General features: G+C 47.7%; 22 protein-coding genes. 21 read left to right on the top strand and 1 reads right to left on the bottom strand.

Going from position 1 to position 14,413, the window contains the following annotated elements:
- Positions 1-10: 10 nt before the first annotated feature.
- From rpsE to rpsI, 18 genes are all read left to right on the top strand, one after another.
- Entirely contained in the window at positions 11-511 is a 501-nt protein-coding gene (gene rpsE / locus KNP99_RS14305) for a 30S ribosomal protein S5 (RefSeq protein ID WP_012369026.1), read from the top strand.
- An 18-nt stretch (positions 512-529) separates the two neighbouring features.
- The gene (rpmD, locus tag KNP99_RS14300; protein ID WP_012369027.1) at positions 530-715 is read left to right on the top strand and encodes a 50S ribosomal protein L30; all 186 of its coding nucleotides are present in this window, start codon (positions 530-532) and stop codon (positions 713-715) included.
- 35 nt (positions 716-750) lie between these two features.
- Complete coding sequence (gene rplO / locus KNP99_RS14295; protein WP_029332269.1) at positions 751-1,191, top strand: 50S ribosomal protein L15; 441 nt, start codon at positions 751-753, stop codon at positions 1,189-1,191.
- Entirely contained in the window at positions 1,191-2,480 is a 1,290-nt protein-coding gene (gene secY / locus KNP99_RS14290) for a preprotein translocase subunit SecY (RefSeq protein ID WP_088836008.1), read from the top strand. The genes rplO and secY overlap by 1 nt, the downstream gene beginning before the upstream one ends.
- A 72-nt stretch (positions 2,481-2,552) precedes the next feature.
- The gene (locus tag KNP99_RS14285; RefSeq protein ID WP_026834297.1) at positions 2,553-3,200 is read left to right on the top strand and encodes an adenylate kinase; all 648 of its coding nucleotides are present in this window, start codon (positions 2,553-2,555) and stop codon (positions 3,198-3,200) included.
- On the top strand, positions 3,200-3,952 hold the full coding sequence (gene map / locus KNP99_RS14280; RefSeq protein WP_029332271.1) for a type I methionyl aminopeptidase: 753 nt from the start codon (positions 3,200-3,202) through the stop codon (positions 3,950-3,952). The genes KNP99_RS14285 and map overlap by 1 nt, the downstream gene beginning before the upstream one ends.
- Positions 3,953-4,102: 150 nt before the next feature.
- The gene (gene infA, locus KNP99_RS14275; RefSeq protein WP_012369032.1) at positions 4,103-4,321 is read left to right on the top strand and encodes a translation initiation factor IF-1; all 219 of its coding nucleotides are present in this window, start codon (positions 4,103-4,105) and stop codon (positions 4,319-4,321) included.
- 33 nt (positions 4,322-4,354) lie between these two features.
- Entirely contained in the window at positions 4,355-4,468 is a 114-nt protein-coding gene (rpmJ, locus tag KNP99_RS14270) for a 50S ribosomal protein L36 (protein ID WP_003156543.1), read from the top strand.
- 20 nt (positions 4,469-4,488) lie between these two features.
- Positions 4,489-4,854, top strand: a complete 366-nt coding sequence (gene rpsM / locus KNP99_RS14265) for a 30S ribosomal protein S13 (RefSeq protein ID WP_012369033.1) — start codon at positions 4,489-4,491, stop codon at positions 4,852-4,854.
- Between the two features lie 16 nt (positions 4,855-4,870).
- Positions 4,871-5,266: a 30S ribosomal protein S11 gene (gene rpsK / locus KNP99_RS14260; RefSeq protein WP_029332272.1), complete on the top strand. Its 396-nt coding sequence runs from the start codon at positions 4,871-4,873 to the stop codon at positions 5,264-5,266.
- A 137-nt stretch (positions 5,267-5,403) separates the two neighbouring features.
- Complete coding sequence (locus KNP99_RS14255; protein ID WP_029332273.1) at positions 5,404-6,348, top strand: DNA-directed RNA polymerase subunit alpha; 945 nt, start codon at positions 5,404-5,406, stop codon at positions 6,346-6,348.
- A gap of 34 nt (positions 6,349-6,382) precedes the next feature.
- Positions 6,383-6,754 (top strand): 50S ribosomal protein L17, encoded by a 372-nt coding sequence (gene rplQ, locus KNP99_RS14250; RefSeq protein WP_023466649.1) that lies wholly within the window; start codon positions 6,383-6,385, stop codon positions 6,752-6,754.
- A 95-nt stretch (positions 6,755-6,849) separates the two neighbouring features.
- On the top strand, positions 6,850-7,680 hold the full coding sequence (locus tag KNP99_RS14245) for an energy-coupling factor ABC transporter ATP-binding protein (protein ID WP_029332274.1): 831 nt from the start codon (positions 6,850-6,852) through the stop codon (positions 7,678-7,680).
- Positions 7,668-8,525, top strand: a complete 858-nt coding sequence (locus KNP99_RS14240) for an energy-coupling factor transporter ATPase (RefSeq protein WP_029332275.1) — start codon at positions 7,668-7,670, stop codon at positions 8,523-8,525. The genes KNP99_RS14245 and KNP99_RS14240 overlap by 13 nt, the downstream gene beginning before the upstream one ends.
- Positions 8,522-9,313 carry an energy-coupling factor transporter transmembrane component T family protein gene (locus tag KNP99_RS14235; RefSeq protein ID WP_088836011.1) on the top strand — a complete coding sequence of 264 codons (792 nt, stop codon included), beginning with the start codon at positions 8,522-8,524 and terminating at the stop codon, positions 9,311-9,313. The genes KNP99_RS14240 and KNP99_RS14235 overlap by 4 nt, the downstream gene beginning before the upstream one ends.
- The gene (gene truA, locus KNP99_RS14230; RefSeq protein WP_029332277.1) at positions 9,313-10,062 is read left to right on the top strand and encodes a tRNA pseudouridine(38-40) synthase TruA; all 750 of its coding nucleotides are present in this window, start codon (positions 9,313-9,315) and stop codon (positions 10,060-10,062) included. Before KNP99_RS14235 ends, truA begins: the two co-directional genes overlap by 1 nt.
- Positions 10,063-10,217: 155 nt before the next feature.
- Entirely contained in the window at positions 10,218-10,655 is a 438-nt protein-coding gene (gene rplM / locus KNP99_RS14225) for a 50S ribosomal protein L13 (RefSeq protein ID WP_012369041.1), read from the top strand.
- A 24-nt stretch (positions 10,656-10,679) separates the two neighbouring features.
- Positions 10,680-11,072 (top strand): 30S ribosomal protein S9, encoded by a 393-nt coding sequence (gene rpsI, locus KNP99_RS14220; RefSeq protein ID WP_012369042.1) that lies wholly within the window; start codon positions 10,680-10,682, stop codon positions 11,070-11,072.
- A gap of 92 nt (positions 11,073-11,164) precedes the next feature.
- On the opposite strand, the gene KNP99_RS14215 is transcribed toward rpsI, so the two are convergent.
- Positions 11,165-11,455 (bottom strand): hypothetical protein, encoded by a 291-nt coding sequence (locus tag KNP99_RS14215; protein ID WP_214809023.1) that lies wholly within the window; start codon positions 11,453-11,455, stop codon positions 11,165-11,167.
- A gap of 100 nt (positions 11,456-11,555) precedes the next feature.
- Here KNP99_RS14215 and KNP99_RS14210 point away from each other — a divergent pair, with 100 nt between their 5' ends.
- The 3 genes from KNP99_RS14210 (at position 11,556) to KNP99_RS14200 (ending at position 14,021) form a co-directional block, all read left to right on the top strand.
- Positions 11,556-12,188, top strand: a complete 633-nt coding sequence (locus KNP99_RS14210; RefSeq protein WP_215193339.1) for a M15 family metallopeptidase — start codon at positions 11,556-11,558, stop codon at positions 12,186-12,188.
- A gap of 192 nt (positions 12,189-12,380) precedes the next feature.
- Positions 12,381-13,412: an Mrp/NBP35 family ATP-binding protein gene (locus tag KNP99_RS14205; RefSeq protein ID WP_029332281.1), complete on the top strand. Its 1,032-nt coding sequence runs from the start codon at positions 12,381-12,383 to the stop codon at positions 13,410-13,412.
- Positions 13,413-13,415: 3 nt separating this feature from the next.
- Positions 13,416-14,021, top strand: a complete 606-nt coding sequence (locus tag KNP99_RS14200) for a KinB-signaling pathway activation protein (protein ID WP_214803533.1) — start codon at positions 13,416-13,418, stop codon at positions 14,019-14,021.
- The last annotated feature ends 392 nt before the right edge of the window (positions 14,022-14,413 follow it).

Raw genomic sequence — 14,413 nt, 5'->3', positions numbered from 1 at the left:
GAACCTCTACATGCGCCAGTTAGAAATTAACATGGATCAACTCGAAGAACGCGTTGTTACTGTAAACCGCGTCGCGAAAGTAGTAAAAGGTGGCCGTCGCTTCCGTTTTGCTGCACTCGTCGTCGTAGGTGACAAGAATGGTCACGTAGGTTTCGGTACGGGTAAAGCTCAGGAAGTGCCTGAAGCGATCCGTAAAGCAATCGAAGATGCAAAGAAAAACATGGTTAACGTTCCAATCGTTAACACTACAATTCCACACGAAATCAACGGAATTTTCGGTGCAGGTCACGTCTTCTTGAAACCTGCTTCTGAAGGTACTGGAGTCATCGCTGGTGGCCCAGTTCGTGCGGTTCTCGAATTAGCGGGAATCAACGACATTCTTTCGAAATCACTTGGATCAAGCACTCCAATCAACATGGTTCGTGCGACTGTTAAAGGTCTCACTTCACTTAAACGTGCTGAAGACGTTGCGAAACTCCGCGGTAAAACCGTCGAAGAACTTCGCGGTTAAGAAAGGGAGGGAATACAGATGGCGAAACTCGCAGTTACCCTCACACGCAGCATGATCGGTCGTCCGGAGAACCAACGCGTTACTACTCGTACGCTTGGTCTCCGTAAGATGCACCAAACGGTTGTCGTACCTGACAACGCTGCTATGCGTGGGATGATTAACCACGTGTCACACTTATTGACAGTTAAAGAAATTCAAGAGTAATAGAACGATATAATTTTATGAGGAGGTGCCCCACTATGAAACTCCATGAATTGAAACCAGCTGCTGGTTCACGTTCAGAACGCAACCGTGTAGGTCGCGGTATGTCTTCTGGTAACGGTAAGACTTCTGGCCGTGGTCACAAAGGTCAAAAAGCTCGTTCAGGCGGTGGTGTTCGTCCAGGTTTCGAAGGTGGACAAAACCCACTTTTCCGTCGTTTACCAAAACGCGGCTTCAACAACCCAACTCGTAAAGAGTTCGCGGTTATCAACCTTGACACACTTAACCGTTTTGAAGAAGGAACTGAAGTAACTCCTGAACTTCTTATCGAGACTCGCGCAGTCAAAGGTATGAAAGACGGCGTTAAGATCCTTTCAAACGGCAAGATTGAAAAGAAACTGACAGTAAAAGCTCACAAGTTCTCCGAAGCTGCGAAGCAAGCGATCGAAGCTGCCGGCGGTACGGTTGAGGTGATCTAATGTTTCAAGCGATCTCCAATATGTGGCGCGTAGCCGACATCCGTCGGCGCATTCTCTTTACCTTGGCCCTGATTATCGTGTTCCGGATCGGAGCGCATATCCCAGTGCCGATGGTAAACACTGAAGTATTCAAGATTGACGAGAATGGTATTCTCGGATTCTTGAACTCCTTCGGCGGGAATGCTTTGCAGAATTTCTCACTCTTTGCGATGGGAATCATGCCGTATATTACGGCCTCGATCGTTGTCCAACTCTTACAGATGGACGTTGTTCCAAAGTTTGCCGAATGGGCAAAACAAGGAGAGGCGGGCCGTAAGAAGTTAGCAACGGTAACGCGCTATGGAACGATCGTACTCGGCTTAGTCCAAGCGTTTGGAATCGCGCTTGGATTTAACCGTATCTATCCAGGTCTTGTCAATGAAGATTTTGGCACCTGGACGTACGTTATGATTGCACTTGTTTTGACGGCTGGTACAGCGTTCTTGATGTTCCTCGGTGAACTCATTACGGAGAAGGGCATTGGTAACGGGATATCAATGATCATCTTCGCTGGGATTGTCGCAGGCTTCCCGAACGCGTTCCGCCAGATTTACGAAACAAAGCTCCAAAATGCAGGGGATGCTTTGTTCGTCAATGTGCTTTATATCGTACTGTTGCTTTTAATCATCATTGCGGTCATCGTCGGTGTCATCTATGTGCAGCAAGCTGCACGTAAGATTCCGATTCAGTACGCTAAGCGTACGGTGAACCGTGCGCCAGTAGGCGGCCAATCGACACACTTGCCGATGAAGCTGAATGCTGCTGGTGTTATCCCAGTTATCTTCGCGGTATCGTTCATGGTGACTCCACCAACGATTGCAAGTTTCTTTGCGAGTCCGGAAAACGCGACGAAAATTCGTGACATCTTCGACTATACGAGTCCAATCGGAATGTCGATTTATGTTGCATTGATCATCGCCTTCTCGTACTTCTACACATTCGTTCAGGTCAACCCGGAACAAATGGCAGAGAACCTTCAAAAACAAGGCGGGTACATTCCTGGTATCCGTCCTGGTAAGCAAACGGAACAATACATCACGAAGATCCTCTATCGTCTGACATTCTTCGGTTCGCTCTTCCTTGCTGTCATCGCGGTAACGCCAACGTTCTTTATTAAGTTCGCTGGTTTACCGAACTCGGTGCAAATTGGTGGAACAAGCTTGCTGATTGTCATCGGTGTAGGTCTTGAGACGATGAAACAGATTGAAAGTCAACTGGTTAAACGACACTACAAAGGCTTTATCCGATAAGGCGGGAGGAAGGGGACCATCCCTTTCCTTTCTGTTGTGTCTATAGAGTCTATAGAAGTGGAGGCTACCGACATGAATCTTGTATTGATGGGCTTGCCGGGTGCTGGAAAAGGGACGCAGGCTGCGAAAATTATCGAAGACTACGCCATTCCACACATCTCGACAGGCGACATGTTCCGCGCGGCGATCAAAGATCAAACACCGCTCGGGCAGGAAGCGAAATCGTACATGGATAAAGGGGAACTCGTTCCGGATGAAGTCACAATCGGCATCGTACGTGAACGTCTCGCCAAAGAAGACTGTGCAAATGGTTTTCTTCTTGACGGTTTCCCACGCACAGTGAAACAAGCAGATGCTCTTGAAGCATTACTTGCGGATCTTAACAAACAAATCGATCACGTCATTCACATCGGTGTCAACCCGGAGAAACTTGTCCCTCGTTTGACAGGCCGCCGGATTTGCCCGACATGTGGAGCAACGTATCACGTCATCTATAACCCACCAAAAGTGGAAGGTGTCTGTGATATCGACGGATCAGCACTTGTTCAACGTGAAGATGATCAAGAAGAAACGGTTCGCCGTCGTCTTGAAGTCAACGTCGCGCAAGCGCAACCTTTGATTGACTTTTACGCTGAAAAAGGGTATCTTCGTAATTTGGACGGTGATCGTCCGATTAATGAAGTTTACTCCGATGTTCAAGCACTTCTTGGTGGTCAGTAATGATCATTACGAAAGCGCCGCGTGAAATCGACATTATGCGTAAGGCAGGACAAATCGTCGCTCGGACGCATAAGGAGCTTAAAGCTCACATTCGTCCAGGCATCACGACGGGGCAACTCGACGCGATCGCTGAACGTTATATTCGAAGTCAAGGGGCAACACCATCGTTTAAAGGTTATAATGGGTTTACTGGTAGCATCTGCGCATCAGTAAATGAAGAACTTGTCCATGGTATTCCGGGTGACCGCGTACTCCACGATGGAGACATCATCTCGATTGATATCGGGGCGGAGTATAATGGATATCACGGAGATTCAGCCTGGACATATCCGGTCGGTACAATCTCTGAAGAGACAAAGCAGTTACTTGACGTAACTGAAGAATCTCTGTATAAAGGATTGGAGCGCGCCAAAGCTGGTGTGCACCTGACAGATATTTCGCATGCGATTCAGTCACATGTCGAAGCAGCGAATTTTTCTGTAGTCCGCGAATATGTGGGCCACGGCGTGGGACAAAATTTGCATGAAGATCCGCAAATCCCACATTATGGACCACCGGGGAAAGGGCCGCGCCTGAAAACCGGCATGACACTGGCGATTGAGCCAATGGTCAACGTCGGGAAACGCTATGTTCGCACACTATCCGACAATTGGACGGTAGTGACAGTGGACGGTAGCATGTGCGCCCACTTTGAGCACACCATCGCCATCACAGACGACGGCTACGAGATCTTAACGGTCGATGCAGAGTGAGCTGTGCGCGTTATTGGTGTCACCTTTCTATAAGCCGCTATCCACTCGTGTTTGTGACCGATGATCTCTCAACGGCTACTGTAGAAAGCCCCTAAGCGCTACAAATCGTCTGGGCTCCCAATCAACTTTATAGAGAAAGGGGTATAATTGATGGCGAAACAAGATGTAATCGAAGTGGAAGGTACGGTTATCGAACCACTTCCAAATGCGATGTTTAAGGTGGAGTTAGAAAACGGCCACACGGTCCTCGCGCACGTCTCAGGAAAAATTCGGATGCACTTCATTCGGATCTTACCAGGAGATAAAGTAACAGTTGAGTTGTCACCATACGACTTAACTCGCGGACGGATCACATACCGTTTCAAATAAAAACTCCGATTTTTTCAGGAGGAGGTATTCACAATGAAAGTAAGACCTTCGGTTAAACCGATCTGTGAAAAGTGTAAAGTTATCCGCCGTAAAGGCAAAGTAATGGTTATTTGCGAAAACCCTAAGCATAAACAAAAACAAGGGTAATTAAACAAGGAGGTGCACACATGGCACGTATTGCTGGTGTAGATATTCCACGTGAGAAACGCATCGTTATCTCACTCACTTACATCTATGGTGTTGGTAAAACGACTGCTCAGAAAGTCTTGAAAGAAGCTGGTATCTCTGAAGATACTCGTACTCGTGAATTGACTGAAGAACAACTCAACCAACTTCGTGATGGTTTAGATAAAGTAAAAGTTGAGGGTGACCTTCGTCGTGAAATCTCACTCAACATCAAACGTTTGATCGAAATCGGTTGCTACCGTGGTGTTCGTCACCGTCGTGGTCTTCCAGTTCGTGGTCAAAACACTAAAAACAACTCGCGTACTCGTAAAGGCCCACGCCGTACAGTAGCGAACAAGAAGAAGTAAGGGAGGGTAAACTAATATGGCAAAACGTAAACAGAACGTTCGTAGTAAACGTAAAGTCAAAAAGAATATTGAGTCTGGTATCGTGCATATCCGTTCAACATTCAACAACACAATCGTTACGATCACTGATGTGCAAGGGAATGCAATCTCTTGGGCAACTGCAGGTAACATGGGCTTCAAAGGCTCACGTAAATCGACTCCATTCGCAGCACAACTTGCTTCTGAAACAGCTGCAAAAACTGCAATGGACAACGGTATGCGTACTGTAGAAGTCAACGTTAAAGGTCCTGGTGCAGGTCGTGAAGCTGCTATCCGTGCGCTTCAAGCAATCGGTCTCGAAGTTACAGCGATCCGTGACGTAACTCCAGTTCCACACAACGGTTGCCGCCCTCCAAAACGTCGTCGCGTGTAACCCGTCTTGTACTGCAAAGCGGGAAATCGAGTAGACTTTTGTTGATCGTTTGACCAAATCAAGCAGTAGACACGTACACGAGACGGTTGGCGATTGAACGCGATGGCCAACAGGACGATATTCAAGGAGGGGTTCAGATGATCGAAATCGAAAAACCGAAGATTGAAACGGTCGAATTAAGCGAAAACGCTACGTTTGGTAAATTCGTAGTAGAACCGCTTGAGCGTGGATTCGGTACAACGCTTGGTAACTCATTGCGTCGTATCCTATTATCTTCACTTCCGGGTGCTGCAGTCACTGCAGTCCAAATCGATGGCGTTCTTCATGAGTTCTCGACGATTGATGGCGTTGTAGAAGACGTTACCCAAATCATCTTGAACCTTAAGAAACTCGCCCTCAAAGTTTACTCGGAAGAAGAGAAAACACTTGAGATCGATATTCAAGGCGCTGGCGTTGTTACTGCGGCAAACATTACGCATGACAGCGACGTCGAAATCCTCAACCCAGAACTTCACATTGCAACACTTGCAGAAGGTGCATCACTTCATATGCGTCTGACAGCTCGTCGCGGTCGTGGGTATGTTCAGGCTGAAGATAACAAACGGGACGATATGCCAATCGGTGTGATCCCAATTGATTCGATTTACACGCCAATTCAACGTGTAAACTATCAAGTTGAAAAAACACGTGTCGGTCAAGATGCGAGCTTCGATAAATTGACGCTTGATGTTTGGACGGACGGTTCAATCCGCCCTGAAGAAGCAGTGTCACTCGGTGCGAAAATCATGACAGAACACTTAAACATCTTTGTTGGTCTTACGGACGAAGCGCTCCATGCCGAAATCATGGTCGAAAAGGAAGAAGATCAAAAAGAAAAAGTACTTGAAATGACGATCGAAGAACTCGATCTTTCAGTTCGTTCGTACAACTGTTTGAAACGCGCTGGTATCAATACGGTTCAAGAACTCGCGAATAAGAGCGAAGACGAGATGATGAAAGTTCGTAACCTCGGACGTAAATCACTCGAAGAAGTTCAAGCGAAGCTCGACGAACTCGGACTTGGTTTGCGTAAAGAAGACTAAAAACTATTAATTGCACGAAGGAGGGAATCCATCCATGGCATACTCGAAATTAGGCCGTACAAGCTCACAACGTAAGGCACTTTTGCGTGACCTTGCGACTGATCTCATCATCAATGAGCGTATCCAAACTACAGAACAAAAAGCGAAGGAACTTCGTCCAGTCGTTGAGAAACTCATCACTTTAGGTAAACGCGGTGATCTCCACGCTCGTCGTCAAGTTGCATCGTTCGTTCGCCGTGAAGCTGCTGGTCAAAACGCAGAGGGCAAAGCACAAGACGCGATCCAAAAATTATTCGCTGATGTTGCTCCACGTTTTGCTGAGCGTCAAGGTGGTTACACACGCATCATGAAAATGGGACCACGTCGTGGTGACGGCGCAGAAATGGTCATCATCGAACTCGTTTAATTTTTAAATGATTCGTTATAAAAGGGCAGTGCGTAACTCGCTTCTGCCCTTTTGTTACAAATGGAATTAATTGATTTGATGAAGGAGGAGTAGACATGACGAAGCTAATTGAACTGGATCACGTTACGTATCGGTATCCGGAACAGGAACAAGCTGCGTTACAAGATGTCTCTCTGACGATTCATTCTGGTGAATGGGTCGCCATCGTTGGACACAACGGCTCTGGAAAATCAACGCTGACTAAATTGTTTAATGGCTTGTTGCTTCCTGAATCAGGAACGGTGACCGTAGGCGAGACATTCTCGAGTGCGAATCCGGAGCAACTATGGGAGATGCGTCGGGCAATCGGCATCGTCTTTCAAAATCCAGATAATCAATTTGTTGGCACGACCGTGCGCGACGACGTGGCATTTGCCCTTGAAAATTGGGGTGTGCCACGCGAGGAAATGGTTCGTCGTATTGACGACAGTCTAGCGCGCGTTGGCCTTACGGATTTTGTTGATCGGGAACCCCATCAACTATCCGGCGGACAGAAGCAGCGTGTCGCAATTGCTTCGGCACTTGCGATGCGCCCTGATGTTCTCGTGCTTGATGAAGCAACATCGATGCTTGATCCACTCGCACGTGAAGAGGTTATGTCGACCGTTCAAGAATTATATGAACGACATCCGATGGCGGTAGTCGCCATTACACATGAATTAGACGAGGTCTTACAGGCCAGTCGTGTCATCGTGATGGATGCCGGGAAAATCGTATTAGAAGGTACACCTCAAGAAGTCTTTGCGAAATCGGCGTTTCTCCAAGAAATCGGTCTCGATGTTCCTTTCATCGTTCGAGTTCAGGAGCAATTGCGGGCGCGAGGTCTCTCGTATGGGGACACGATACTAGATGAAAGTGAATTGGTGAACCGCTTATGCCAATCCTAATCCAGGAATTGAACTATACGTACCAACTTAATAGTCCGTTCGAACGAGTCGCGCTGCGTGATGTGAATCTTGAGATTCCGTCAGGGGCGCTTGTTGCGTTTGTAGGGCACACTGGGTCTGGGAAGTCGACGCTCGTCCAGCACATCAATGGATTGCTGAAACCGACGAGAGGAAAAGTCCAAGTCGATGACATCATCATTGAACCAAAACGAAAACAAGATTTAAAGGCACTACGAAAACGTGTCGGTCTCGTCTTTCAGTATCCTGAGTACCAGCTGTTTGAAGAAACAGTCTTAAAGGATGTCATGTTCGGTCCAATGAACTTCGGGCATGAGCAGGAAGAGGCGGAACGGCTCGCAAAAGAGGCATTACGCACAGTAGGGCTAGACGAAGTCTTCTGGTCCCGATCGCCGTTTGACTTGTCTGGTGGGCAAATGAGGCGTGTTGCGATCGCAGGCGTACTCGCTAGTCAACCAGACGTGTTGATCGTCGACGAACCGACCGCTGGACTCGATCCGCAAGGACGTAAGCAAATGCTGAGTCTTTTCGCCCGGCTTCATGCGGAAACGGGTTTGACATTACTCTTGATCACGCATGATATGGATCAAGTGCTCGAATATACGAATCGTGTCGTCGTCATGGAGCATGGACAAGTCGCGTATGATGGAGAGCCGATTGGATTATTCCAACAGGCGGAGCTGCTGAAGCAGTTCCATCTTGATCTTCCGCACGTCTTAGCACTTGCCTGGCCGGTGGCAGACCGACTCGGACTTTCGCGTCCGAACTTACGAACGGAACCGGAAGTCGTGGATTGGATTCTACAGGTACAGGGGGGACGTATATGATCGTCGGACAACATATTCCGGGTACGTCCTATCTTCATCGTTCTTCTGCGCTTGCAAAAATTATTTTTGCATTTTGTTTCATCCCGCTCGTGTTCCTCGCGAACAATGCAGCGACGAACATTTTTTTACTCATCTTTACGTTTTTAGCGTTAGCGAGTAGTAAATTGCCACTCCGCTACGTCTTGAAGGGCTTACGTCCGATTCTTTTCCTAATCGTCTTCACCTTCATCGTTCAACTGTTCTTTACGCGAGAAGGAACCGTCTTGTTCGAATTTGGATGGTTTAAAATTTATTCGGAAGGTCTGCGTCTCGCCATCATCGTCTCGCTCCGCTTCTTCTATTTGGTCTCGATCACGACACTCGTCACCTTGACGACGTCACCGATCGAGCTGACAGATGCAATTGAGTTGCTTTTGAAGCCATTCAAGGTCGTCCGCGTTCCGACGCATGAGATTGCCTTGATGCTCTCGATTTCGCTGCGGTTCTTACCGACATTGGCAGAAGAGACGGAGAAGATCATGAAAGCACAGCAGGCACGTGGTGTTGATTTAGCGGCAGGACCGATTAAAGAGCGTCTGCGGGCAATCATCCCACTTTTGATTCCATTGTTCATCTCGGCCTTTAAGCGGGCAGAGGACCTCGCGATTGCGATGGAAGCACGCGGCTACCGTGGGGGAGAAGGACGGACGCGTCTTCGGGAATCGAAATGGACGGCACGTGATACCGGTTTGATGGGTCTCCTCGTCGTCGTCGCGCTCCTGCTTGTTTACTTACGGGGAGGTTTCTGATGCGACGTTTTAAATGTACGATTCAATATGACGGGACGGGTTACTCTGGTTACCAAGTCCAACCGAATGGTGTAACGATCCAGGAGGTCGTCGAGAAGACGCTTGCGCGGATGCACAAGCACCCGGTCAAGGTGATTGGATCAGGGCGTACAGACGCTCGTGTGCACGCACAGGGGCAAGTCATCCATTTCGATACGGAACTTGCGATTGCGCCGGACAGCATGGTCAAGGCCTTAAATACGTTATTACCGGATGATATTCGTGTCCGGGACTGTAAAGAGGTCGCTTCTGACTTCGAAGCAAGGTATGATGTAGTGGGGAAAGAGTACCGGTACTTCGTACGCCGGACCGAAGATGCGTTTCGACGTCATCAATCGGTATTGATTCCGTACGCGCTTGATCTCGACGTGATGCGTCAAGCGATGACGTATTTAGTCGGCACCCATGATTTCAGTTCGTTTTGTGTCGCGAAGACGGAAACGGATAATCGAATCCGGACGATTTATGAAGCGGAGTTGATTGAGTACGGGGAAGAGCTAATCTTTCGGTTTAAAGGAAGCGGTTTTCTCTATAATCAGATTCGTATCATGGTCGGGACTTTGTTTGATGTCGGACGCGGACGTTTTGCCGCTACGGACATCAAGAAGATGCTTGCCGCGAAGGATCGAAACGTCGCTGGTGTGACGGCACCACCGCACGGGTTGTACCTTTGGGAAGTTTTCTACCCAGAGTCTAAAAAAGGCATTTGACATTAGCCGCTAAAAAACATACAATGTTTATTGGCATTTCATTTATTATGAAACCACAATCTTAGCCCCGTACACCTAAGATTCTGATAGATTCACACAGTGAATAAATGAAAAATCAAAAAAGAAACTTTTAAATTCCTTAGGAGGTATTTTACATGCGCACAACTTTCATGGCGAAAGCTACTGATGTAGAACGCAAATGGCTCCTTATCGACGCAGAAGGCAAAACACTCGGTCGTCTTTCGAGCGAAGTGGCTTCACTTCTCCGCGGTAAGCACAAACCTACGTTCACACCACACGTTGACTGTGGGGATCACGTTATCCTCATCAACGTTGAGAAAATCGTATTAACTGGTAACAAACTCGACAAAAAGGTCTACTACCGTCACTCTGGTCATCCAGGCGGCTTGAAGCAGACTGTCGCACGCGACTTACTCGCTAACAAACCTGAGCGTATGCTTGAACTCGCGATCAAAGGGATGCTTCCAAAAGGTAGCCTCGGTCGTCAAATGTTCAACAAACTCCACGTTTACGCTGGAGATACTCATAAGCAAGAAGCACAACAACCAGAAGTTTACGAACTTCGCGGTTAATACGAATTTAGGAGGAACTACACGATGGCAGATGTACGTTACTACGGCACTGGTCGCCGTAAACACGCGGCAGCTCGCGTTTTCCTCGTTGCTGGAGACGGTAAAGTCACAGTTAACGGGCGCGATATCAGCGAATACTTCGGTTATGAAACTTTAATCATGACTGCAAAAGAACCACTTGTACTCACAGAAACAGAAGGTAAATACGATATCATGGTAACGGTCAAAGGCGGCGGCTTCACTGGTCAAGCAGGCGCTATCCGTCACGGTATCTCACGTGCACTTCTTCAAGCGGATCCAGATTTCCGTGGAACACTTAAAGCTAAAGGCTTCTTAACACGCGATGCTCGTATGAAAGAACGTAAAAAATACGGTCTTAAAGCAGCACGTCGTGCGCCTCAGTTCTCAAAACGTTAATCGTTTTATCTCTCATCCTTACGGGTGGGAGATTTTTTTATGCCAAAAGACCGCTCTCTAATTAAAAAAGCGGTCAAGCAACTGTCTGCCGTTCAAAACGTACGTCGTCGTATTGTTCGGATGAGGAATAAGAGTGCTGTGAGAGCAACAAACGTCAGCGGGATACTCCAGAGGAACAGATGCTGTAAAAATGCAAGAGGATCATTCGCCGTCTGTGAACCGACTGTACCGGTAAAAGACGTCTCCTGACTTAACACCGTGCTGTTTTCAGGGAGAGCGGGTTGATAAGCTACATTTGCTTCATGCCTTGCATAAAAGTAAATCGCATAGCCGATATGTAAGAAGACTGTGATGACGCTTGCGAAGACTAACATTTTTTTCATCAAAAAACTCCTTTTTCCGAATGCTTGGTGAGGATAAGTCCATCGTTAAGTATACCGGATTCTGTTTTCGGGAACAGAGGAGAAAGGAGTGTGGTGAAAGATGACACTATCAGTCAATTGGTTGCTCGAACGAGCCAATCGAAAACTGAATGTTCCCGGACTCTCGCCGGAAGTCGCCCGAAAGACACGCCAAGTCATCCGGGAACTCCATGTCAAAGGAATTTATGTCGGAGTGGCCCAAGGCTTCCGTTCCTATGCCGAGCAGGAGAAACTCTATGCGCAAGGACGAACGACGCCGGGAGCGATTGTCACGCATGCCCGTGACGGACAATCGAATCATAACCGCGGGATTGCCGTCGATCTCTTTCGTTATACGGATGACGGGACGCGGGCGATTTTTGACATCGACGACCCGTTCAAGCAGATTGTCACGGCAATGAAAGAGCAAGGCTTTTCTTGGGGCGGTGATTGGGTGACGTTTCAAGATTACCCTCACTTTGAACTACTCAAAGCAACGACCGACGTCCTTGTTCCGTATCCAAGTCGTCCACTGTACCGGGGGGCGATCGGGATGAATGCACGTGACATCGAGCGAATCCAGCGCGCTGTGAAGGCACCTGTTACAAAAAGGTTTGACGAGACGACGGCACGGCAGGTGAGAGCCTATCAAGTACGGCAAGGGCTTGCGGTTGACGGTGTCGTCGGACCAGCGACCTGGAATCGAATGTTTTAATGAAATGACTACTGTTTTTTCTGCGGGTACGCTGAAGGAGAGTAGTCTTTTTCGATCATAAAGCGAGTCGTCTTTCGCTGAGTACGAAAACTTCAGGAAATATTCTCCTTTCCGAGTCGAAATGTGCAAGCGCTATCTTATTTTTGTTATACTGAAATGGAATAAATCGAACGTTCTCAGGGGGAAGGCACTATGTTGAATGAACAAGAAATTCGCGAGGTAGTCGGACAGTTAATTGATCCGACGATCGAACGCTCGCTTGCAGATACGAACGGGATTCGTGATGTCCGAATCAAAGGAGACTACGTCAGCCTGAAAATCGCACTTGCGCAAGCAGGTTCAGGTGAACAGTTGACGTTACAACAAGAAATCGTTAAAGAGTTAAAAGAAAAAGGCTTCAAGACGGTCGGACTTCGTTTCGAGGCACTCGGCGATCACGGGATTCAGGCAGCGACGACACCATCGATTCTTAAACCGGAGTCAGGGACGACGTTCATCGCGATCGCTTCTGGTAAAGGGGGCGTCGGAAAATCGACGGTTTCCGTCAACCTCGCAGTTGCCCTTGCACGGGCAGGTAAAAAAGTCGGTTTGATCGACGCGGATATCTATGGTTTTAGTGTTCCGGATATGATGGGAATTGAAACACGACCGACCGTCGTCAATGACCGGATCATTCCGCCAGAGCGGTTTGGCGTAAAAGTCATCTCGATGGGCTTCTTCGTCGAAGACAATGCACCAGTCATCTGGCGTGGACCGATGCTCGGGAAGATGCTCAATAACTTCTTCTCGGATGTTGAGTGGGGCGATCTTGATTACCTCTTGCTCGATTTGCCGCCAGGAACGGGTGACGTCGCACTTGATATTCACTCGATGCTCCCAAGCTGTCAGGAATTGATTGTCACGACACCACATGCGACAGCGGCATTCGTTGCAGCTCGTGCCGGTGCGATGGCGATTAAGACGAACCACCGTTTGCTCGGTATTATCGAAAATATGGCGTACTTCGAAAGCAAGGTAACTGGTGAAAAAGAGTATGTCTTCGGATCTGGTGGCGGAGAGAAGTTGTCAGAAGCGCTAAAAACAGATATTCTAGCTAAGATTCCACTTGGACAACCATATGCGAATGAATCGGACTTTGCACCATCGATTTATCGCGATGACCATCCATTTGAAACACACTATAATGAACTCGCAGCGCGTGTCATCGAAAAAGTAGAGGGATAATACATGAAGATTAAAGGATTTTTGAAGCTGTTCTGGATGACGCTCCTAATTGGGACGCTAGCCGGCTTCGTGTTTAACCTTGTCGCTGAACCAGGGTACGTCCGCAATCAATCGATTAGCGGATACATTACGGCCTTGGCATACAGTAGTACATGGACGGCAATCAGCCTGATGGGCTTTTTCTCTTATTTGATTTTGCACCGGGTCGGACTTGATCTGTTCCGCGGCGCAAAGTTATGGAATCGGGTTCAGGTCGTTTTGATTGCCTTCGCCTTGTTTGACGGTGTCTACTTGCGTGGACTTGCGTTCGGATTCGATAAGACAAGCCTCTATATTGGTGAAATGGTTGTCTTATTGTTCGTCGCGTTTCTCGTCGCGCGTACGAAAGCCCGTGAAACAAATTTCACTGCTTTCATCCCGACGTTATTCTTAATGACGGTCATCACGTTGATTGAATGGGTACCAGCTCTTCAGGCAACGCAAGACAAGCGGATGCTTTGGGCAGCACTGGCGACACTCTTGGTTTGTAATGCGTATCAAATCCTGATGTTGCATCGCTTGCAAGAAAAGCCTGCTCCAGCGAAAGTACAGTCGCAAAAACAGGCATAAGAAAAGGACTCGAGGGGTGGTTGTTCTGACCTATTCCATCGAGTCCATCTTTTTTAAAAGTTTTTTTAGAAAAACAGTTGACGTAAAAAACAAGAGTTGATATATTAATACATGTCGCTAAGGCACACACCGAAAGCGAGCGTCATACAACGAAAAAAACTTATAAAAAGTAATTGACACCAGTTAATACTTTACTGTAAGATTTAAAAGTCGTCAAATGACATATCGGACTTTGAAAACTGAACGATGAGGCAAAAAACGTATCTTCGGATACAAACAATGAATGAAGCGCAAGCTTCGTCGACGTGACTTTTAGTCACAAAAACGAGCAAGTCAAACACTTTATGGAGAGTTTGATCCTGGCTCAGGACGAACGCTGGCGGCGTGCCTAA

The sequence above is a fragment of the Exiguobacterium sp. s95 genome (genome assembly GCF_018618655.1).
GTDB classification, from domain to species: Bacteria; Bacillota; Bacilli; order Exiguobacteriales; family Exiguobacteriaceae; genus Exiguobacterium_A; species Exiguobacterium_A oxidotolerans.
The sequence above is the reverse complement of the archived record's forward strand: the minus strand, read 5'-3'. Positions and strand labels throughout refer to the sequence as shown.

What these genes read in the sequence shown, in the direction of transcription:
- rpsE (WP_012369026.1), top strand. Translation starts at nt 11, where the DNA reads ATGCGCCAGTTAGAAATTAACATGGATCAACTCGAAGAACGCGTTGTT.
- rpmD (WP_012369027.1), top strand. Translation starts at nt 530, where the DNA reads ATGGCGAAACTCGCAGTTACCCTCACACGCAGCATGATCGGTCGTCCG.
- rplO (WP_029332269.1), top strand. Translation starts at nt 751, where the DNA reads ATGAAACTCCATGAATTGAAACCAGCTGCTGGTTCACGTTCAGAACGC.
- secY (WP_088836008.1), top strand. Translation starts at nt 1,191, where the DNA reads ATGTTTCAAGCGATCTCCAATATGTGGCGCGTAGCCGACATCCGTCGG.
- KNP99_RS14285 (WP_026834297.1), top strand. Translation starts at nt 2,553, where the DNA reads ATGAATCTTGTATTGATGGGCTTGCCGGGTGCTGGAAAAGGGACGCAG.
- map (WP_029332271.1), top strand. Translation starts at nt 3,200, where the DNA reads ATGATCATTACGAAAGCGCCGCGTGAAATCGACATTATGCGTAAGGCA.
- infA (WP_012369032.1), top strand. Translation starts at nt 4,103, where the DNA reads ATGGCGAAACAAGATGTAATCGAAGTGGAAGGTACGGTTATCGAACCA.
- rpmJ (WP_003156543.1), top strand. Translation starts at nt 4,355, where the DNA reads ATGAAAGTAAGACCTTCGGTTAAACCGATCTGTGAAAAGTGTAAAGTT.
- rpsM (WP_012369033.1), top strand. Translation starts at nt 4,489, where the DNA reads ATGGCACGTATTGCTGGTGTAGATATTCCACGTGAGAAACGCATCGTT.
- rpsK (WP_029332272.1), top strand. Translation starts at nt 4,871, where the DNA reads ATGGCAAAACGTAAACAGAACGTTCGTAGTAAACGTAAAGTCAAAAAG.
- KNP99_RS14255 (WP_029332273.1), top strand. Translation starts at nt 5,404, where the DNA reads ATGATCGAAATCGAAAAACCGAAGATTGAAACGGTCGAATTAAGCGAA.
- rplQ (WP_023466649.1), top strand. Translation starts at nt 6,383, where the DNA reads ATGGCATACTCGAAATTAGGCCGTACAAGCTCACAACGTAAGGCACTT.
- KNP99_RS14245 (WP_029332274.1), top strand. Translation starts at nt 6,850, where the DNA reads ATGACGAAGCTAATTGAACTGGATCACGTTACGTATCGGTATCCGGAA.
- KNP99_RS14240 (WP_029332275.1), top strand. Translation starts at nt 7,668, where the DNA reads ATGCCAATCCTAATCCAGGAATTGAACTATACGTACCAACTTAATAGT.
- KNP99_RS14235 (WP_088836011.1), top strand. Translation starts at nt 8,522, where the DNA reads ATGATCGTCGGACAACATATTCCGGGTACGTCCTATCTTCATCGTTCT.
- truA (WP_029332277.1), top strand. Translation starts at nt 9,313, where the DNA reads ATGCGACGTTTTAAATGTACGATTCAATATGACGGGACGGGTTACTCT.
- rplM (WP_012369041.1), top strand. Translation starts at nt 10,218, where the DNA reads ATGCGCACAACTTTCATGGCGAAAGCTACTGATGTAGAACGCAAATGG.
- rpsI (WP_012369042.1), top strand. Translation starts at nt 10,680, where the DNA reads ATGGCAGATGTACGTTACTACGGCACTGGTCGCCGTAAACACGCGGCA.
- KNP99_RS14215 (WP_214809023.1), bottom strand. Translation starts at nt 11,455, where the DNA reads ATGAAAAAAATGTTAGTCTTCGCAAGCGTCATCACAGTCTTCTTACAT.
- KNP99_RS14210 (WP_215193339.1), top strand. Translation starts at nt 11,556, where the DNA reads ATGACACTATCAGTCAATTGGTTGCTCGAACGAGCCAATCGAAAACTG.
- KNP99_RS14205 (WP_029332281.1), top strand. Translation starts at nt 12,381, where the DNA reads ATGTTGAATGAACAAGAAATTCGCGAGGTAGTCGGACAGTTAATTGAT.
- KNP99_RS14200 (WP_214803533.1), top strand. Translation starts at nt 13,416, where the DNA reads ATGAAGATTAAAGGATTTTTGAAGCTGTTCTGGATGACGCTCCTAATT.